A 19,827-nucleotide genomic window follows, 5' to 3' on the forward strand; every position below is an offset into this window, starting at 1 on the left:
ATTTTTCAGGGAGAGTCACGATGACCCAATCCGGTTCTGGATATAGCTGTCAGACCAAATGCTGGGCCTTGGCCGCGGCACTTGGTGTTGTCACACTGATACTGGCGCTCAGCGTCGGAGGATACGGGTGGGGCACATCGATCTTCCTTGGGGTGCTTGTGGTGGCTTTGTTGGGGCTTCTGCTGACTTGGCTGATGTGTCCAGACGTTCCCAAGTTGGGGCAGAGCATGCGTGCCAAAGGCATATCAAATGGACCGGGAACTGCCGGTGCTGGTAGCGGTTCCGACATTCCTATGTCCGTGGCGGGCGTGACCGGAACGGGATCTGCACGCCCGGCGGCCAAGTCGTCGACAACCGATGCCGGAGCGTCCAAGGCACCTGAACCAGCGCCAGCTGAAACGAAGGTGGTAAGCCAAACCGCCACCGATGCGTCAAGCGATGCCAACGCCGGAAACACGCAGGCTGAGGCAGCGAAAGCAGATAAAGCGCAGGCCAAAGCAAAAGACGATGCCACAGCCAAAGCCGAGAACGCAGATGTCACGACGCCGAAGACGGCCGCCGGTGATAAGACGGCGAACGGGTCCGTCGTGAAACCCTCTGCTGTCCTTTCGGGTGAGGCGGAGCTGTCCAGCCGCAAGGGCAGCTGGAAATATGAGGCCGCCAAGCCGGATGACGCAGGCAACCCGGCCAAGACTGAGCCGACATCGGCCGATAGCGGTGGTGATCATGACGGCGAAGACGCGCTTGAAGGCTCCAAGCCCGAGACGCTGACAAAGGCGCGCGATGGCGGTGCTGATAACCTGAAAGAAATCAAAGGCGTGGGGCCAAAGCTGGAAACCCTGCTGAATGAAATGGGCTTTTACCACTTCGATCAGGTTGCCAATTGGACGGCGGACGAGGTGGCGTGGGTGGATGCCAACCTGTCAGGCTTCAAGGGGCGCGTCAGCCGAGACGATTGGGTCGAACAGGCCAAAATCCTCGCTGCCGGCGGGGATACCGAATTTTCCAAACGCGTCGACAAGGGCGACGTGTACTGACGGATACTGAATACGATGGGACGTGACCAAGATCAGCAAACGGCGCGGCAGGGACGGTTTGTCGCCCTTGTCATTGCTGGCTCTATGCTGTTTTGGATTGCGGCCCAATGGGTGGGACCGATGTTGGGTTTGCCGGGACGGTATGCCCTGCTCATAGATCTCGCCGTACTGGCCGCGCTCTTCTGGGCGATGGTCGTGACATACCAGATCTGGCGGAAACGCCGGGACAATGAAGGATAGGCACGCGATGTTGCAGGATCAGGACCGGATCTTTACCAACCTCTACGGGATGCATGACCGCACGCTGAAGGGCGCGCAGGCGCGGGGCCATTGGGATGGCACGGCCGACATCATCAAGAAGGGGGCACCCTGGATCGTCGACACGATGAAGGCTTCTGGCCTGCGTGGTCGCGGCGGTGCGGGCTTTCCCACCGGATTGAAATGGTCCTTCATGCCCAAGGAAAGCGACGGGCGGCCGTCCTATCTGGTGGTGAATGCCGACGAATCCGAACCCGGCACCTGCAAGGACCGCGAGATCATGCGCCACGATCCGCATACACTGATCGAGGGCTGCCTGATTGCCTCTTTCGCGATGCAGGCGCATGCGTGCTATATCTACATCCGCGGCGAGTATATCCGCGAGAAGGAGGCGCTTCAGGCCGCGATTGACGAGGCCTATGACGCCGGTCTGGTCGGCAAGAACGCGGCCGGGTCGGGATGGGATTTCGACATCTACGTCGCGCATGGTGCCGGTGCCTATATCTGCGGCGAGGAAACAGCCCTGCTGGAATCGCTTGAGGGCAAGAAAGGCATGCCGCGCATGAAGCCGCCTTTCCCGGCGGGCGCGGGTCTGTATGGCTGCCCGACGACGGTGAACAACGTCGAATCCATCGCCGTTGTGCCGACGATCCTGCGGCGCGGCGCGGAATGGTTCGCGGGCTTCGGGCGTCCGAACAATGCGGGCACGAAGCTGTTTGCGATCTCTGGCCATGTCAACAACCCCTGCGTGGTTGAAGAGGCGATGTCGATTTCCTTCGAGGAACTGATCGAGACGCATTGCGGCGGCATCCGTGGCGGCTGGGACAACCTCAAGGCCGTCATCCCCGGCGGATCGTCCGTGCCCTGTGTGCGCGGCGAAAAGATGAAAGACGCCATCATGGATTTCGACTACCTGCGCGGCGAGCTTGGCTCTGGCCTTGGCACGGCGGCGGTGATCGTGATGGACAAGGACACCGACATCATCAAGGCGATCTGGCGTCTGGCGAAATTCTATAAGCACGAGTCCTGCGGACAGTGTACGCCCTGCCGCGAAGGCACGGGGTGGATGATGCGGGTCATGGAACGTCTGGTGCGGGGCGAGGCGGAGGTCGAGGAAATCGACATGCTGTTTGACGTCACCAAGCAGGTCGAAGGCCACACGATCTGCGCCCTCGGCGACGCGGCGGCCTGGCCCATTCAGGGCCTCATCCGCAACTTCCGCGACGAGATCGAGGACCGGATCAAGGCGAAACGCACAGGCCGCGTCAGCGCCGTGGCGGCGGAGTAGGCCAATGCGGACAATTCTGATCCTGACCTGTGTCGCGCTGACCTTGGGCGGATGCTCCAAGCTGCGCTCAAACCAAAGCGTGATCGACGGCCAGTATTTCTCGGGCAAGGCGCGCGGTTCGGGTGATGACAAGCACGACTTCACGGCGACGGCGCGTCCGGTCTCCAGCGGGTTGGACGCGGCGCGCGAAGCCGGGCGTCATCAGGGGACGAAATACTGTATCCGGTATTACGGCACGTCCAACATCGACTGGGCGATCGGCCCGGATACCCCGGCCGATCAGCTACGCGTATCCGACGATACGCTGACCTTTGTCGGACGTTGTGTTGAATGATAAAAGGGTATGTCATATCAGGTGGTTGCGGGGTCTGTTATTGTATAACAGGCAGCTGTGACCCCATGTCGCCAAGTGGTGGAGTCCGCGTTTCGCGCGGGCTTTCCAGGACATGGAAAGGAATAATGATATGGCACTGAAATTGCCCCTGATCCTCGCGCTGCTGGCGGCGGGAACGGCCTCTGCGGCCCAGCCGCCGCTGAGCTCGGTGAAGTTTGTGAATGACGGGTTGCGCAACATTGCGATCGCGGATGAGATCCGCAGCAATTGCGGGTCCATCGGGCCCCGGATGATTGCGGCGCTGCAATTCATCAACAAGCTGGAAAACCATGCGCAGGCGCAGGGCTACAGCAAGGACGAGATCGAGGACTTCGTGAAAAGCAAGGCGGATCGCAAACGTCTTGAGGCCGAAGCAAAGGCCTTTCTGGTGGCCAACGGGGCCACAAACGAGAGCGGATATTGCGCGCTGGGGCGCAAGGAAATCGCAAGGAACAGCCAGGTTGGCGCCTTGCTCAGAGCAAAGTGAGACCGATGTCGGACCTACGCAAGATCATCATCGACGAGCAGGAAGTTGAAGTGGACGGGGCAATGACCCTGATCCAGGCATGCGAGCAGGCGGGCGTGGAAATTCCGCGTTTCTGCTACCATGAGCGTCTGTCGATCGCGGGAAACTGCCGGATGTGCCTTGTCGAGGTCGTGGGCGGCCCGCCCAAGCCTGCGGCCTCCTGCGCGATGCAGGTCCGCGATCTGCGGCCCGGCCCGGAAGGCGCGCCGCCGGTGGTCAAGACCAACTCGCCTATGGTCAAGAAGGCCCGCGAAGGCGTGATGGAGTTTCTGCTCATCAACCACCCGCTGGATTGTCCGATCTGCGACCAGGGTGGTGAATGTGACCTTCAGGATCAGGCGATGGCCTACGGTGTCGATTTCAGCCGCTTCCGCGAGCCCAAGCGCGCGGTGGATGATCTGAACCTTGGTCCGCTTGTCGAGACACATATGACGCGCTGCATTTCCTGCACCCGCTGCGTGCGCTTCACGACAGAGGTCGCGGGCATCACCCAGATGGGCCAGACCGGCCGGGGCGAAGACAGCGAGATCACCTCCTATCTGGGCGAGACGCTGGATTCGAACCTGCAAGGCAACATCATTGATCTGTGCCCGGTGGGCGCGCTGGTGTCGAAACCCTATGCGTTTACCGCGCGGCCCTGGGAATTGACCAAGACCGAGACCATCGACGTGATGGATGCGTTGGGGTCGAACATCCGTGTGGATACCAAGGGGCGCGAAGTCATGCGCATCCTGCCGCGCAACCATGACGGCGTGAACGAGGAATGGATTTCCGACAAGACGCGCTTTGTCTGGGACGGGCTGCGGCGTCAGCGTCTGGACAAGCCCTATATCCGCGTGGACGGCAAGTTGAAGCCCGCGACATGGCCAGAGGCGCTGTCGGCGGCGGCAGAGGCGATGAAGGGAAAGAAGGTTGCCGGGCTGATCGGCGATCTGGCCCCGGTCGAGGCGACCTACGCATTGAAGCAGCTGATCGAAGGGCTGGGCGGCAGCGTGGAATGCCGGACGGATGGCGCAAAGCTGCCCGCCGACAACCGCTCTGCCTATGTCGGAACGGCCGCGATCGAGGACATCGACAGCGCCGATGCGATCATGCTGATCGGCACCAACCCCGAGATCGAGGCGCCGGTGCTGAACGCGCGTATCCGGATGGCGTGGCTGCGCGGCGCGAAGGTTGGCGTTGTCGGACCCAAGCTGGATCTGTCATACGAATACTGGCACGCGGGCGATGATCGCGCGGCACTTGAGAAAATGACAAACGACCATGAGGGCGAGGCGAAGGACAAGAACACGCTGGTGATTGTCGGGCAGGGTGCCTTGCAGGAAGCTGACGGTGCTGCGGTTCTGGCGCAGGCGATGAAATTCGCCGATGTCACCGGATCCGGCTTTCTGATCCTGCACACGGCGGCCGGGCGTGCCGGCGCGCTGGATGTGGGGGCTGTGACCGAAGGTGGCATGGACGCACTGAAAGACGCCGAACTGGTCTATAACCTTGGCGCGGATGAGGTCGACATCGCCCCCGGTGCCTTCGTGATCTATCAGGGCAGCCACGGCGATCGCGGCGCGCACCGCGCCGACATCATCCTGCCGGGTGCCGCCTATACCGAGGAAAGCGGGTTGTTCGTGAACACCGAAGGCCGCCCGCAATTGGCGCTTCGCGCAGGGTTCGCCCCCGGCGAGGCCAAGGAAAACTGGGCCATTCTGCGCGCCCTGTCAGCGGAACTGGACGCAAAGCTGCCCTTCGACAGCCTGGCGCAACTGCGCAGCGCGCTGGTCGAGGCGGTGCCGCATCTGGCAGAGATCGACTCTGTGCCGGAAAACGCGTGGACTCCGCTGGATCTGGGCGAATTGGGCGAGGCGACATTCCGTCACGCGCTTGGTGATTTCTACCTGACCAACCCGATCGCGCGGTCCAGCCAGTTGATGGCCGAACTGTCCGCAAACGCGGCGGCGCGTGCGAAAAAACCAATGGCAGCGGAATGAGCCGTCGTCGCTTGATACCCTTTTGCGCGCTGACGCTGGCCGGGACAGTCTCGGCCTGCGCCGCCACGGATACGGCCGATCTGGCCGAGCCTGCAGTCGCGCCTGAATATGTGGGAATTAAGACCGAGGCGCTGGATGATGATCTGGTGAATGTATTTGTCGCGCTGAAGGGCGGGCAGGGGCCGAAAGACATCGAGCGCTACGCCGAATGTGCCGTGTCGCGCTACACCCTTGACCGGGACTACGGTTTTGCGCGTCATTTGCGCACGAATGTGACAGAAGAGGGTGGCCTCTGGCGGGGAGATGCGGTTTACACCATCTCGCCAACGCTGCCGCGCGGGCTGATGACGATCGACGCCGAAGTCGTCGCCGAAGCCTGCGCTCAGAACGGAATACCGATGGTGTGAGGACCTGATGGCTGAATTCTTTTCCACCCCGCTGGGGATCCTGCTGATCATCGCCGCGCAATGCCTGGCGATGACCGGTTTCGTGATGATTTCGCTGCTGTTCCTCGTTTATGGCGACCGAAAGATCTGGGCTGCGGTCCAGATGCGCCGGGGTCCGAACGTAGTGGGCACGTTCGGCATTCTGCAATCGGTGGCCGACGCGCTGAAATACGTTCTCAAGGAAGTTGTCGTGCCTGCGGGTGCCGACAAGACCGTGTTCATTCTGGCACCGATGACCAGTTTCGTGCTGGCAATCATCGCCTGGGCGGTGATCCCGTTCAACGACAACTGGGTGCTGTCGGATATCAACGTCGCCGTGCTGTATGTTTTCGCTGTCTCCTCGCTGGAGGTTTACGGCGTCATCATGGGCGGCTGGGCCTCGAACTCCAAATACCCGTTCCTCGGCTCGTTGCGGTCGGCCGCGCAGATGATTTCCTATGAGGTCTCGATTGGCCTCATCATCATCGGGGTAATCATTTCGACCGGATCGCTGAACTTTGGTGACATTGTCCGGGCACAGGACGGCGATTTGGGCTTGTTCAACTGGTACTGGATCCCGCATTTCCCGATGGTGTTCCTGTTCTTCATCTCGGCGCTGGCAGAAACCAACCGCCCGCCATTCGACCTGCCAGAGGCGGAATCGGAACTGGTTGCGGGCTACCAGGTGGAATATTCCGCGACGCCCTTCCTGCTGTTCATGGCCGGCGAATATATCGCTATCTTCCTGATGTGCGCACTGACCTCGCTGCTGTTCTTCGGCGGTTGGCTGTCACCCATTCCGGGCCTGCCGGACGGGGCGCTGTGGATGGTCGGCAAGATGGCGTTCTTCTTCTTCCTCTTCGCGATGGTCAAGGCGATCACCCCGCGCTACCGCTATGACCAGCTGATGCGCCTTGGCTGGAAAGTGTTCCTGCCGTTCAGCCTGTTCTGGGTGGTCTTCGTCTCCTTCGCCGCAAAGTTCGGCTGGTTCTGGGGCATCTTCGCCCGCTGGTCGACGGGGGTCTAAGATGAACACGCTGGCAAACTGTTATAAAGCTGACCCAGAGGTGGTGCTATGACCCAGATCGACTACAGGCGGACCGCGAAATACTTTCTTCTTTGGGATTTCGTGATCGGCATGAAGCTGGGGCTGCGGTATTTCTTCGCTCCGAAGGCGACGCTGAACTACCCGCATGAAAAAGGCCCGCTCAGCCCGCGTTTCCGTGGCGAACATGCGCTGCGCCGCTATCCCAACGGTGAAGAGCGTTGCATCGCCTGCAAACTGTGCGAGGCGATCTGCCCGGCGCAAGCCATCACGATTGACGCGGAACCCCGTGACGACGGCAGCCGCCGCACGACACGTTACGACATCGACATGACCAAGTGCATCTATTGCGGCTTCTGCCAGGAGGCGTGCCCGGTGGATGCGATTGTCGAAGGCCCGAATTTTGAATTTTCGACGGAAACCCGCGAAGAGCTGTTCTACGATAAGGAAAAGCTGCTTGCGAATGGCGACCGGTGGGAATCAGAGATTGCCCGCAATCTCGAACTGGACGCGCCCTACCGCTAACGCCGGGAGAAACGACATGGGTGCCTGGGGCATCGGAATATTCGACAATGACGACGCGGCGGACTTCCTGGGGGAGTACGAGGCCGGGGGCGTCGGTGCCGTGATTGAGGCGTTTGAAGACGTGATCGCGTCTGCCTCGGCGGGCTATGTCGATGCCGATGTCGGAGCCATCGGTCTAGCGGCGGCCGAGATCGTCGGCACCAGCCTCGGGCAACCCTCGGATGACCTGGGTGAGGATGAGCGTAATGTGATCCGCCTGCACGAAGCGGATGTGGCGGGTTCGGCGGATGCGCGAGGTCTGGCACCCCGCACGGTTGATATTGTCGTGACGGATGACGGTACGTCAGAGCTTTACGATATGTGGACGGAGTCGGATTCGCTGGCCGAATGGCTTGGCGTTGTGAACGGGCTCAGGGAACGGTTGAATGGAGGCACGCTATGACGGATGCAAAGACCCCTTTCGAACTGATGATGGCTCAGGCGCAGGAAATGGCCAAGGCCTTCAATCCGGCGATGGAGACGTTCAATCCCAAGGGCTTCGAGAAGCTTTGGCCGACCATGCCCAAGGACAGCATGGAAATGTGGTTCGGGCGGGGCCTTAGCAAGGAAGGGCTGGACGCCAAGACGCGGCTTTTGTTGACGCTGGCAGGTCTGACCATGCAGGGCGCGCAGGCAGAAACCCCATTGCGCATGACCGTCCGACACGCCATGGAAGCCGGCGCAACCAATGACGAGATTGCCGAGACCATCGCCCAGATGTCGATGTTCGCGGGAATTCCGGCCATGACCCGCGCGATGGATCTTGCGCGCGCGGTGATGGAAGATAACAAGGATAACGAAACATGATGGTGTTCGCTTTCTATCTGTTCGCACTGTGCACGATTGCCGGTGGACTGTTCACCGTTGTCAGCCGAAACCCGGTGCATTCTGTGCTGTGGCTTATCCTGGCTTTCCTCAGCTCGGCCGGGCTTTTCGTTTTGCTCGGGGCAGAATTCGTCGCGATGCTGCTGGTCATCGTCTATGTCGGCGCGGTTGCGGTGCTTTTCCTCTTCGTCGTGATGATGCTGGACGTGGATTTTGCCGAACTTCGGGCCGAAATGGCGGGCTATATGCCACTGGCACTGCTGTTCGGGGTGATCATCCTGATGCAGCTTGGCATGGCGCTCGGGGTCTGGCAGACCTCCGAGGCTGCCGAAGGTATGCGCGCGGCAGTGATGCCCGACGGGCGGCACAACACCGAGGCTTTGGGCTTGCTGCTTTACGATCAGTATTTCCTGCTGTTCCAACTGGCCGGGCTGATCCTGCTGGTCGCCATGATCGGTGCCATCGTGCTGACTCTGCGCCACCGCAAGGATGTAAAGCGCCAGGATATTATCGCGCAGATGATGCGTGATCCGGCCAAGGCGATGGAACTGCGTGACGTGAAACCGGGGCAGGGGTTGTGATCTCGCGATCGCGCCCTGTCTGGAAACGAAAGGACATGTAATGTCGACAAATACAATAATCATTGTGGTGGTCGTTCTGATCATCGTGTTGGGCGGCTACTCCTTTCTGGGCTGACCGCCGGACGCCGAAACGACCCGGAAAACCGGGCAAGACTTCTTGAGGGACAAGATGATCGGACTTGAACATTACCTGACGGTCGCGGCGACGCTGTTTGTCATCGGCATCTTCGGGCTTTTCCTGAACCGCAAGAACGTGATCATCCTGCTGATGAGCATCGAACTGATGCTCTTGGCGGTGAACATCAATCTTGTGGCCTTTTCGTCCTTTCTGGGCGATCTGGTGGGGCAGATATTCACGCTGTTCGTCCTGACCGTCGCCGCGGCCGAGGCGGCCATCGGCCTTGCCATCCTCGTCTGCTTCTTCCGGAACCGCGGCACCATCGCCGTGGAAGACGTCAACGTCATGAAAGGCTGACCGACATGGAAACGATCATCCTCTTCGCGCCCTTGGTCGGTGCCCTGATCGCTGGTTTCGGCTGGCGTCTGATCGGCGAGCGTGGGGCCATGTGGATCACCACCGGTCTGCTGTTCGTGGCCTGTTTCTTTTCGTGGATCGTCTTTCTGACCCATGGCCCGGAAACACAACACATTCAGATCCTGCGCTGGGTCGAATCCGGGTCGCTGTCGACGGATTGGTCGATCCGTCTGGACCGTCTGACCTCGATCATGCTGATCGTTGTGACAACCGTTTCCGCGCTGGTTCATCTCTACAGCTTCGGCTACATGGATCATGATCCGCAATGGAAAGAGGGTGAAGTCTACAAGCCGCGTTTCTTCGCCTACCTGTCCTTCTTTACCTTTGCCATGCTGGCGCTGGTCACGTCCGACAACCTTGTACAGATGTTCTTTGGCTGGGAAGGCGTCGGTGTCGCCTCATACCTGCTGATCGGTTTCTACTACCGCAAGCCAAGCGCCAATGCCGCCGCGATCAAGGCCTTCGTGGTCAACCGGGTCGGTGATTTCGGCTTTTTGCTGGGGATCTTGGGGCTGTTCTACCTGACGGACTCGATCAGGCTTGACGACGTGTTTGCCGCCTCTGCCGGTCTGGCCGATACGCAACTGACCTTTCTGTGGACCGAGTGGAACGCGGCAAACCTGATTGCCTTCCTGCTCTTCGTCGGCGCGATGGGGAAATCGGCGCAGCTGTTCCTGCACACATGGCTTCCCGACGCGATGGAAGGTCCGACCCCTGTGTCGGCTCTGATCCACGCCGCGACGATGGTAACGGCCGGTGTCTTCCTTGTCTGCCGCATGTCGCCCTTGATGGAATACGCGCCCGAAACCTTGACCTTCATCACCTTCATGGGGGCGTCTACCGCCTTTGTCGCGGCGACGATCGGTCTGGTACAGAACGACATCAAGCGTGTGATCGCCTATTCGACCATGTCGCAGCTTGGCTATATGTTTGTGGCCGCCGGTGTCGGCGTCTATTCGGTGGCGATGTTCCACCTGCTGACACACGCGTTCTTCAAGGCGATGCTGTTTCTGGGGGCCGGTTCGGTGATCCACGCCATGCATCACGAACAGGACATGCGGAACTACGGCAACCTGCGCAAAAAGATCCCCTATACGTTCGGGGCGATGCTGATCGGCACGCTGGCCATCACCGGTGTCGGGATACCGCTGACCCATATCGGCTTTGCCGGATTCCTGTCCAAAGACGCCGTGATCGAGAGCGCCTGGGCCGGTACGCAAGGCGGCTATGCCTTCTGGATGCTGGTGGTCGCGGCACTTTTCACCAGTTTCTATAGCTGGCGGCTGATGTTCCTGACCTTTTACGGCAAGGCACGCGGCGACCGTCATACGCATGAACATGCGCATGAGTCTCCCAAAGTGATGCTGATTCCGCTGGGTGTGCTGGCGGTCGGTTCGGTGCTGGCCGGGATGGTCTGGTATAACAGTTTCTTCGGCGACCATAATACCGTTAACCGTTTCTTCGGTGTCCCGGCCCATGCCGAGGCGTCCGAGGGGCACGGCGAAACCGCCGCGACCGAAGATCATGCCGCCGATGCCGGTGCTGACGGATCGGTTGCAGGGGCAGAGGCCGACGAAGCGGCGTCCGATAACCAGGACGTCGCCGCCGACACCGCAAATTCCGAAGCCCCAACTGCTGATCAGGGCGTTGTTGCAGATGCCGGTGATGCTGAACCCGCGGCCGATGGCGAAACTGTTGCGGCGGAGGCTGCGCAAGGGGACGCTTTGGGTGATGAAGCGCATGGTGAGGCAGACGCGGATCATGCGCCCGTTGTTTCCGGGATGGCGCCGCAAGGCGCGATCTTCACCGGACCGGACAACCATGTCATGGACGACGCGCATCACGCACCCGTCTGGGTCAAGGTCAGCCCGTTCATCGCCATGCTGATCGGCTTTGTCGTGGCCTACTGGTTCTACATCGTGAACCCCGCCATGCCGCGCAAGTTGGCAGAGCAGCAACGTCCGTTGTACCTGTTCCTGCTGAACAAGTGGTATTTCGACGAGCTGTACGATGTGATCTTCATCCGCGCTGCAAAATCGCTTGGCCGCCTGTTGTGGAAGGGCGGTGACGGCAAGGCCATCGACGGGTCGCTGAATGGTGTCGCAATGGGGATTGTGCCCTTCTTCACACGGCTCGCGGGGCGCGCTCAGTCCGGCTACATCTTTACCTATGCCTTCGCCATGGTGATCGGGGTTGCGATCTTCATCACCTGGATGACGCTCAGCGGAGGAGCGCACTGATGGACAACCTTCTTTCGATTGTCACCTTCCTGCCCGCGCTGGCAGCGCTGATCCTCGCCGTGTTCCTGCGTGGCGGAGACGAGGCGGCGGATCGCAATGCCAAATGGCTGGCGCTGTTTGCGACTGGGGCGACCTTCCTGATTTCGCTGTTCATCCTGTTTCAGTTCAACCCCGCCGACACCGGCTTTCAGATGGTGGAAGAGGGTGCCTGGCTGCTTGGGCTGAAATACAAGATGGGCGTGGACGGGATTTCCGTGCTCTTCGTGCTGTTGACCACCTTCATGATGCCGCTGACCATCGCGGCAAGCTGGGGCGTCAAGACGCGCGTCAAGGAATACATGATCGCATTCCTGCTGCTTGAGACGCTGATGCTCGGCGTGTTCATGGCGCTGGATCTGGTCCTCTTCTATGTCTTTTTCGAGGCCGGCCTGATCCCGATGTTCCTGATCATCGGTATCTGGGGTGGCAAGGAACGCATTTACGCGAGCTTCAAGTTCTTCCTTTACACCTTCCTCGGGTCGGTCCTGATGCTGGTCGCCATGGTGGCGATGTTCGCAGAGGCCGGAACCACCGACATCCCGACGCTGATGACGCATCAGTTCTCGTCTGCGGGTTTCTCTGTTCTTGGGATCCATGTCGTCGGCGGGATGCAGACGCTGATGTTCCTGGCCTTCTTTGCCAGCTTCGCGGTCAAGATGCCGATGTGGCCGGTCCACACATGGTTGCCCGATGCGCACGTTCAGGCCCCGACGGCAGGTTCGGTCGTGCTGGCGGCGATCCTGCTGAAGATGGGCGGCTATGGCTTCCTGCGGTTCAGCCTTCCGATGTTCCCGGTGGGGGCCGATGTGCTGACCCCGCTGGTCCTGTGGATGAGCGCGATTGCCATCGTCTATACCAGCCTCGTTGCGCTGGTTCAGGAAGACATGAAAAAGCTGATTGCCTATTCGTCGGTCGCCCATATGGGCTATGTGACGATGGGGATTTTTGCGGCCAACCAGCAGGGCGTTGACGGGGCGATCTTCCAGATGCTCAGCCATGGCTTCATCTCGGGCGCGCTGTTTCTGTGTGTCGGCGTGATCTATGACCGGATGCACACCCGCGACATCGACGCCTATGGCGGGTTGGTGAACCGGATGCCGTCCTATGCGCTGATCTTCATGTTCTTCACCATGGCCAATGTCGGCTTGCCCGGTACGTCCGGCTTTGTTGGTGAATTCCTGACATTGATGGGCGTATTCCAGGTCAACACCTGGGTGGCTGTGGTCGCGACGTCAGGGGTGATCCTGTCGGCCTCTTACGCGCTGTGGCTCTATCGCCGGGTCGTGATGGGTGATCTGATCAAGGAAAGCCTGCGTTCGATCTCCGACATGACGCGCCGCGAGAAGTGGATCTTTGCGCCGCTCGTGACCATGACGCTTCTGCTGGGGGTCTATCCCAGCCTGGTAACAGACATCATCGGCCCCTCGGTAGAGGCGCTGGTTTCAAACTACGACACCGCACTGGCCGCGTCTTCCGACGCCGTCCAGGTGGCGTCGCACTGAGGGATCTTGGACATGCTACAGGCTGACCTGACAATCATCCTTCCCGAAATCGTGCTTTCGGTCTACGCGATGCTCGCGCTGCTCGGTGCGGTCTACACGGGCAAGGATGCGCTGGCCCCGATGCTGACCTGGGCCACGGCAGGCGTCTTTGTCCTGCTGGCCGCGTGGATCGGCACCAGTGGCGAGGGCATTCGTCCGGCCTTTGGCGGGATGTTCATCGACGACGGATTCGCGCGCTTTGCCAAGGTGACCTTGCTTCTATCGGCGGCGGCCGTTCTGGTGATGAGCCAGGACTACCTGTCGCGCCGCGGTCTGCTGCGGTTTGAATTCCCGTTGCTGATTGCCCTTGCGGTTGTCGGCATGATGATGATGGTGTCCGCGGGCGATCTGATGGCGCTGTATATGGGGCTGGAGCTGCAATCGCTGGCGCTTTACGTCGTTGCGGCCATTCGTCGTGACAGCGCAAAATCAACAGAGGCCGGGTTGAAATATTTCGTGCTGGGCGCGCTGTCCTCGGGCCTGCTGCTTTACGGCGCGTCGCTGACCTACGGCTTTGCGGGGACCACGCTGTTTTCCGGCATCGTGCAGACCGCGACCGAAGGCCATGTCTCGCTTGGCCTACTGTTCGGCCTGGTCCTGATCGCCTGCGGTCTGGCCTTCAAGGTCTCTGCCGTGCCGTTCCATATGTGGACGCCGGATGTCTACGAAGGCTCGCCCACACCGGTTACGGCCTTCTTCGCAACGGCCCCGAAGGTCGCGGCGATGGCCCTGTTCGCGCGGGTGCTGCATGATGCATTCGGCGGCGCTGTAGGGGACTGGCAACAGGTGATCGCCTTCCTGTCGCTTCTGTCGATGTTTCTTGGTGCGGTTGCGGCGATCGGACAGACCAATATCAAACGCCTTATGGCCTATTCCTCGATCGCCCATATGGGCTATGCGCTGATGGGTCTGGCCGCAGGCACAGCCTTTGGTGTGCAGGCGCTGCTGATCTACATGGCGATCTATGTGACGATGAATGTCGGCACGTTTGCGTTTATCCTGTCGATGGAACGCGATGGCCAGCCGGTCACCGACATCAGAAGCCTGAACATGTATTCGAAGAAAGAGCCAGCCAAGGCATTGGCCGTGCTGATCCTGATGTTCAGCCTTGCAGGCGTGCCGCCGCTGGTCGGTTTCTTCGGCAAGCTTTATGTTCTGCGCGCCGCCTATGAGGGCGGGTTGGCCTGGTTGGCGGTTGCCGGTGTGGTGGCCTCGGTCATCGGTGCATTCTATTATCTTCGGATCGTGTTCTACATGTATTTCGGAGAAGAGACCGACGATGCGCTGGATGGCGGACAATCAGCGATTCTTTCGGGTTTCCTGATGGTCTCTGCGGCGATCATGTTGCTGGGTGTCGTGAACCTTTTCGGAATAGAAGGGGCGGCTGCGGCAGCGGCTGCGACGCTTGTCAACTAAGCGACCCGCCCATACGGTTTTCGAACGTGGCGCGCCAAGGGCGCGTCGCTTTCGTTTTCCGGACGCGGTGAAGGTTCTGACTAGCCACGAGTTTCGCACGAGGCGCTGCCAATGAGCTGGCCCGCCGGATACGGACGACGCATTCTGCCAGAGCTTGACAGCACCAATGCCGAAGCGGTGCGGATCGCCGCAACTCTTGCGGGGCCAGAATGGATCTGCGCGCTGCGTCAAACCGCTGGCAAGGGACGTCGCGGCCGGGCATGGTCCGATCCACAGGGCAACCTTGCAGCGACGTTGGTGCTGCGTGTGGATGACGCGCCCGACGTCACCGCCCTGCGCAGTTTCGTGGCCGCATTGGCGCTGTTTGATGCCTTTGTGGTGTTGACCGGTCGGGTCGCACCGTTCTCGCTGAAATGGCCCAATGACGTGCTGCTGAACGGCGGTAAGGTCGCGGGGATATTGCTTGAAAGCTTTGAGGTCGGAGGCGTGCGGCATTTGGCAATCGGCACTGGTGTCAACCTTCGCAATGCCCCTGAGGCGGCGCAGGTCGAAGCACATGCCCTGCGGCCCGTCAGCCTTCAGGGAGAAACCGGGCTGGATGTGGCACCCGAGATTTTCCTTGATGCGCTTGCCACGTCTTATGCCGAACTGGAAGAACAGTTCGTAACACATGGGTTTGCCCCGATCCGCCGGGCTTGGCTGGACCGTGCGGCGCGCCTAGGTGAAACCATCACCGCGCGCACCGGAACAACCGAGACGACCGGCGTGTTCGAGACTGTAGACCAGGCGGGAAATCTGGTTCTGACCACGTCGCAGGGCAGAGTGGCCATCCCCGCCGCTGATGTCTTTTTCAAGGAGAGTTGAGATGCTTCTGGCGATTGATTGCGGTAACACCAACACGGTCTTCTCGCTCTGGGATGGCGCGCGTTTCATTGCCACCTGGCGGACCTCGACCGAGACCCAGCGCACGGCAGACCAATATTACGTCTGGCTGTCGACCTTGATGAAATTTCAGAAGATCGACGCCCAGATCACCGACATGATCATCAGCTCGACCGTGCCGCGCGTCGTGTTCAACCTGCGCGTTCTGGCGGATCGCTATTTCAACACCCGTCCGCTGGTGGTGGGCAAACCCGACTGCGCGCTGCCAGTGGGTGTGCGTGTTGATGCAGGCACCCAGGTTGGGCCGGACCGGCTGGTCAATACCGTGGCCGGGCATGATCTGTACGGCGGCGATCTTATCGTCGTGGATTTCGGCACGGCGACGACATTCGATGTGGTGGATGAAGACGGTGCCTATGTCGGCGGAGTGATTGCACCGGGGGTGAACCTGTCCCTCATGGCATTGCATCAGGCCGCCGCCGCCCTGCCGCATGTGGATATTACCAAGCCGCAGCAGGTGGTGGGCACCAATACCGTCACCTGTATGCAGTCAGGCGTTTTCTGGGGCTATGTCGGCCTCGTCCGCGAAATCTGTTCGCGCATCAAGCAAGAGCGCGAACGCCCAATGAAGATCATAGCGACCGGCGGGCTGGCGCCGTTGTTCCAGCAGACCGACGAGCTGTTCGATGCCGTCGAGGACACACTCACGATGCACGGGCTGACCGTCATCCATAAATTCAATCAACACGAGGACTAACTCATATGGTAGCGCAACGCGCCATCTACCTTCCCCTTGGCGGGGCTGGCGAAATCGGAATGAACGCCTATGTCTATGGCTACGGAAAGCCGGATCAGGAACGTCTGATCCTGGTGGATCTGGGCGTCACCTTCCCGGATATGGACGGCACTCCAGGTGTGAACCTGATCCTGCCGGATATCACTTGGCTGAAAGAACGCCGCGATCGGCTGGAGGCGATTTTCATCACCCACGCGCATGAGGACCATGTCGGCGCGGTCGGGCATTTTTATGAACAGTTGGGCGTGCCCATCTATGCGCGTGCCTTCACGTCAAACATCGCGCGCCGCAAGCTGGAAGAATATGGCATTGGTGCCGATGCGGTCAAAACGGTGGGGGCGTGGCCCGAAAAGGTGAAGGCCGGGCCGTTTGAGGTCTCGTTCCTGCCGATTTCGCATTCCATACCCGAAAGCTCTGCGCTGGTTCTGGATTGTCCGGACGGGCGGATCGTGCACACGGGTGACTTCAAGCTGGACCAGACCCCGCTTGTGGGCGAGGCATATGACCCGGCGCTTTGGGCTGAGGTTGCCAAACCGGGCGTCAAGGCGCTGGTCTGCGATTCCACCAACGTCTTTTCGCCCCATGCCGGACGGTCCGAAGCCACGCTTGGCCCCGATATTGAAAAGCTGGTCAGCGACGCGACAGGCATGGTGGTTGCCACCACATTCGCGTCCAACGTCGCGCGCGTCAAAACGCTGGCCGAGGCGGGCGACCGGGCTGGCCGCTCGATCTGTCTGTTGGGACGCGCGATGCGCCGGATGATCGAAGCCTCCATCGAAACCGGTGTTCTGACCAATTTTCCCAACGTGATCGGCCCCGAAGACGCGGTGCAGATGCCGCGTGAAAACGTGATGCTGCTGGTCACGGGCAGTCAGGGCGAACGGCGTGCGGCTTCGGCCCAGCTGGCGCGCGGAAAATATAACGGGTTGGTGTTGAAAGAGGGCGATACGTTCCTCTTTTCGTCCAAGACCATTCCGGGCAATGAACGGGGCGTGATCCGAATTATCAACCAGTTCTCTGAGTTGGGCGTTGATGTGATCGACGATTCAAATGGGCTTTATCACGTTTCGGGCCATGCCAACCGGCCGGATCTGGCGGCAATGCATGACATCGTCAATCCGCAGATGGTTATCCCGATGCATGGTGAGCATCGCCACTTGCGCGAACACGCCAAGCTTGCCGAATCCAAGGGGCGCGCAGGCATCGTGGCGGTCAACGGCATGATGCTGAACCTGTCGGGCAATGCGCCGACGGTTGCCGAATATGTCGAGACCGGGCGCACCTATCTTGACGGTTCCGTGCAGATCGGCGCGATGGACGGGGTCGTGCGTGACCGTATCCGGATGGCGCTGAACGGGCATGTGATCGTCACAGTCATCCTGGATGAAGAGGATGAACCGTTGGGCGACCCCTGGTGCGATGTCATGGGCCTGCCCGCGCAGGGGCGTGGAAACGCGCCTTTGGTCGATGTGCTGGAGGCGGATCTGAGCCAGTTCCTGGGCCGCGCAGGTGCCAAGACGCTGACCGATGACAGCAAGTTGGAAGAGGGGCTGCGTCGCACCGCGCGCCAGACCACCAATGACGAGGTCGGCAAAAAGCCAGAGGTCACCGTGATTGTCAGCAGGCTAGGGTAAGTCTGTCGGCGCCGTTTGTGAGGGATCACAAGCGGCGCCCCGCGCCTGCCTCGTCACTGTCGCGATGGAGTCCAACAAAAAAGGGCCGGTGAAAACCGGCCCTTTTTTCAAATTCAGTGTCGACCTTAGCTGGCGCGGCGTTCTTCAAAGCTGAGCGCGATAAAGCTGGGCAGGTGATCGCCCATGCCCACAACCTTGTTGTCCGAGCGTTTTTCTGGCCGCTTGTCAGACCGTTTGTCAGAACTGCGCGACGATCTGGACCGGCTGTTGCGGTCATTCCTATCGGCACTTTCCGCCTTCTCGGCAGGCTTTTCAGCAGGTTTTTCCACCGTCTCGACCACTTTCAGATCGGCCTGCACGGCAGGCGTTTCGGTGGCTTCGGTCGGTGCTGGCGTGGCCGATTTGGACGACCGGGACCGGCTGCGTGTGCGCGCGGGCTTTTTCTCGGTGGTGTCATCGGATGGAGGCGATGCGTCGCTCGGCTCGGACTTTTTCAGCGGATTGTCCAGGCGCGGGATGGCTTTCTGAAGCAGCTTTTCAATCGCGTCGAGGTTCTTCTCATCGCGCGGCGCACAGATCATCATCGCTTTGCCGTCGCGCCCGGCACGGCCGGTGCGGCCAATGCGATGCACGTAATCCTCGGCATGGCTGGGCACATCGAAGTTGAACACATGGCTGACCGAGGGCACGTCCAGACCGCGGGCCGCAACGTCCGAGGCGACAAGGATCTTCAGGTCGCCCGCGCGGAAACCGTCAAGGGTCTTGGTGCGCTGCGACTGGTCCAGATCGCCATGGATCGGAGCTGCGTCATAGCCGTTCTTCTTCAGTGACTTCGACACGATATCGACGTCCACCTTGCGGTTGCAGAAGACGATGGCATTGGTGCATTTTTCACCTTCGCCGTCGATCAGCGCCCGCAAAACTTCACGTTTTTCGGTGGCCTCGCGTTCACGGCGCGAGCCTTTGAACATGACCACACCCTGTTCGATGGTTTCAGAGGCCGAGGCTTGCCGTGCAACCTCGATCCGGGCCGGGTTCGACAGGAAGGTGTTGGTGATACGCTCAATCTCGGGGGCCATTGTGGCACTGAAAAACAGCGTCTGCCGGGTGAAGGGTGTCAGCGAGAAAATCCGCTCGATATCCGGAATGAAGCCCATGTCGAGCATCCGGTCAGCCTCATCCACCACCATGACCTGCACGCCGGTGAGCAGCAGCTTGCCACGCTCGAAATGGTCCAGAAGGCGGCCGGGGGTGGCGATCAGAACGTCAACGCCCTTGTCGATCAGGACGTCCTGTTCCTTGAAGGACACACCACCGATCAGCAAAGCTTTGGTCAGCTTTACATGCTTGGCATAGGTGTCGAAGTTTTCGGCCACCTGTGCGGCCAGTTCCCGGGTCGGGCACAGCACAAGGCTGCGCGGCATGCGTGCACGCGCACGGCCACGGGCCAGCATGGTGATCATCGGCAATACGAAACCGGCGGTCTTGCCGGTGCCTGTCTGGGCTATGCCCAGCACGTCACGGCCTTCAAGCGCCGGGGGGATGGCCCCGGCCTGAATTGGCGTGGGCGTTTCGTAGCCAGTTTCGATTACGGCTTTTAAAACCTTGGGGTTCAGGTTCAGGTCAGAGAATTTTGTCATCTGTATCCGATTATAACGGACACTGTCTGGCCCGTACTTCTGGTGAGGATCAGGCCCGTATGGCCCAGTGGTTTTCCACATGCGCGATCCACGCGCGGTATGTACCCGAAAAGCAGCTTTGGGGTCAATGCGGATGCGTTTCAGCAACAGTCATGCGCAGAAAGTTAGTCAGTTTGGGCGATAAGGCAACACAAATGCGG

The 19,827-nt window shown here is 60.3% G+C and carries 20 protein-coding genes; 19 read left to right on the plus strand and 1 reads right to left on the minus strand.

The features are described 5' to 3' along the window. The first annotated feature begins 20 nt into the window (after window positions 1–20). The 19 genes from ACN0WV_RS01085 to ACN0WV_RS01175 all read left to right on the plus strand — a co-directional run bounded on the left by ACN0WV_RS01085 (window position 21) and on the right by ACN0WV_RS01175 (window position 17,987). Window positions 21–1,037, plus strand: coding sequence for an endonuclease (locus ACN0WV_RS01085; RefSeq protein WP_417603125.1), 1,017 nt, complete (start codon window positions 21–23; stop codon window positions 1,035–1,037). Between the two features lie 15 nt (window positions 1,038–1,052). After that, the gene (locus tag ACN0WV_RS01090) at window positions 1,053–1,277 is read left to right on the plus strand and encodes a DUF5337 domain-containing protein (RefSeq protein WP_084352389.1); all 225 of its coding nucleotides are present in this window, start codon (window positions 1,053–1,055) and stop codon (window positions 1,275–1,277) included. A 7-nt stretch (window positions 1,278–1,284) separates the two neighbouring features. Then, window positions 1,285–2,583, plus strand: coding sequence for an NADH-quinone oxidoreductase subunit NuoF (nuoF, locus tag ACN0WV_RS01095; protein ID WP_417603814.1), 1,299 nt, complete (start codon window positions 1,285–1,287; stop codon window positions 2,581–2,583). A 4-nt stretch (window positions 2,584–2,587) separates the two neighbouring features. After that, window positions 2,588–2,917, plus strand: a complete 330-nt coding sequence (locus ACN0WV_RS01100; protein WP_417603127.1) for a hypothetical protein — start codon at window positions 2,588–2,590, stop codon at window positions 2,915–2,917. A gap of 130 nt (window positions 2,918–3,047) precedes the next feature. Beyond that, a complete protein-coding gene (locus tag ACN0WV_RS01105) occupies window positions 3,048–3,443 on the plus strand; it encodes a DUF5333 domain-containing protein (protein ID WP_417603130.1) in 396 nt (131 codons plus the stop codon). 5 nt (window positions 3,444–3,448) lie between these two features. Continuing rightward, on the plus strand, window positions 3,449–5,464 hold the full coding sequence (nuoG, locus tag ACN0WV_RS01110; protein ID WP_417603132.1) for an NADH-quinone oxidoreductase subunit NuoG: 2,016 nt from the start codon (window positions 3,449–3,451) through the stop codon (window positions 5,462–5,464). Further along, complete coding sequence (locus ACN0WV_RS01115; RefSeq protein ID WP_417603134.1) at window positions 5,461–5,871, plus strand: hypothetical protein; 411 nt, start codon at window positions 5,461–5,463, stop codon at window positions 5,869–5,871. The genes nuoG and ACN0WV_RS01115 overlap by 4 nt, the downstream gene beginning before the upstream one ends. Before the next feature lie 7 nt (window positions 5,872–5,878). Then, the gene (gene nuoH, locus ACN0WV_RS01120) at window positions 5,879–6,916 is read left to right on the plus strand and encodes an NADH-quinone oxidoreductase subunit NuoH (protein ID WP_417603136.1); all 1,038 of its coding nucleotides are present in this window, start codon (window positions 5,879–5,881) and stop codon (window positions 6,914–6,916) included. A 48-nt stretch (window positions 6,917–6,964) separates the two neighbouring features. After that, the gene (gene nuoI, locus ACN0WV_RS01125; RefSeq protein WP_084352375.1) at window positions 6,965–7,459 is read left to right on the plus strand and encodes an NADH-quinone oxidoreductase subunit NuoI; all 495 of its coding nucleotides are present in this window, start codon (window positions 6,965–6,967) and stop codon (window positions 7,457–7,459) included. A 16-nt stretch (window positions 7,460–7,475) separates the two neighbouring features. Further along, complete coding sequence (locus ACN0WV_RS01130; RefSeq protein WP_417603138.1) at window positions 7,476–7,901, plus strand: DUF4259 domain-containing protein; 426 nt, start codon at window positions 7,476–7,478, stop codon at window positions 7,899–7,901. Continuing rightward, a complete protein-coding gene (locus tag ACN0WV_RS01135) occupies window positions 7,898–8,305 on the plus strand; it encodes a carboxymuconolactone decarboxylase family protein (protein ID WP_084352371.1) in 408 nt (135 codons plus the stop codon). The genes ACN0WV_RS01130 and ACN0WV_RS01135 overlap by 4 nt, the downstream gene beginning before the upstream one ends. After that, entirely contained in the window at window positions 8,302–8,904 is a 603-nt protein-coding gene (locus ACN0WV_RS01140) for an NADH-quinone oxidoreductase subunit J (protein WP_417603140.1), read from the plus strand. Before ACN0WV_RS01135 ends, ACN0WV_RS01140 begins: the two co-directional genes overlap by 4 nt. Window positions 8,905–9,073: 169 nt before the next feature. Next, on the plus strand, window positions 9,074–9,379 hold the full coding sequence (gene nuoK / locus ACN0WV_RS01145) for an NADH-quinone oxidoreductase subunit NuoK (protein ID WP_084352367.1): 306 nt from the start codon (window positions 9,074–9,076) through the stop codon (window positions 9,377–9,379). A gap of 5 nt (window positions 9,380–9,384) precedes the next feature. Continuing rightward, complete coding sequence (gene nuoL / locus ACN0WV_RS01150; protein ID WP_417603142.1) at window positions 9,385–11,679, plus strand: NADH-quinone oxidoreductase subunit L; 2,295 nt, start codon at window positions 9,385–9,387, stop codon at window positions 11,677–11,679. Beyond that, window positions 11,679–13,220: an NADH-quinone oxidoreductase subunit M gene (locus tag ACN0WV_RS01155; RefSeq protein ID WP_417603144.1), complete on the plus strand. Its 1,542-nt coding sequence runs from the start codon at window positions 11,679–11,681 to the stop codon at window positions 13,218–13,220. Before nuoL ends, ACN0WV_RS01155 begins: the two co-directional genes overlap by 1 nt. 12 nt (window positions 13,221–13,232) lie before the next feature. After that, complete coding sequence (gene nuoN, locus ACN0WV_RS01160) at window positions 13,233–14,675, plus strand: NADH-quinone oxidoreductase subunit NuoN (protein ID WP_084352361.1); 1,443 nt, start codon at window positions 13,233–13,235, stop codon at window positions 14,673–14,675. Between the two features lie 111 nt (window positions 14,676–14,786). Continuing rightward, window positions 14,787–15,539, plus strand: coding sequence for a biotin--[acetyl-CoA-carboxylase] ligase (locus ACN0WV_RS01165; protein ID WP_417603146.1), 753 nt, complete (start codon window positions 14,787–14,789; stop codon window positions 15,537–15,539). 1 nt (window position 15,540) lies between these two features. Next, window positions 15,541–16,314 (plus strand): type III pantothenate kinase, encoded by a 774-nt coding sequence (locus tag ACN0WV_RS01170; RefSeq protein ID WP_417603148.1) that lies wholly within the window; start codon window positions 15,541–15,543, stop codon window positions 16,312–16,314. Between the two features lie 5 nt (window positions 16,315–16,319). Next, window positions 16,320–17,987: a ribonuclease J gene (locus ACN0WV_RS01175; protein WP_417603150.1), complete on the plus strand. Its 1,668-nt coding sequence runs from the start codon at window positions 16,320–16,322 to the stop codon at window positions 17,985–17,987. A gap of 125 nt (window positions 17,988–18,112) precedes the next feature. Here ACN0WV_RS01175 and ACN0WV_RS01180 read toward each other — a convergent pair whose 3' ends face one another. Beyond that, on the minus strand, window positions 18,113–19,627 hold the full coding sequence (locus ACN0WV_RS01180) for a DEAD/DEAH box helicase (RefSeq protein WP_417603152.1): 1,515 nt from the start codon (window positions 19,625–19,627) through the stop codon (window positions 18,113–18,115). Between the last annotated feature and the right edge of the window lie 200 nt (window positions 19,628–19,827).

Source organism: Primorskyibacter flagellatus (assembly GCF_048268605.1).
Taxonomy (GTDB): domain Bacteria; phylum Pseudomonadota; class Alphaproteobacteria; order Rhodobacterales; family Rhodobacteraceae; genus Primorskyibacter; species Primorskyibacter flagellatus.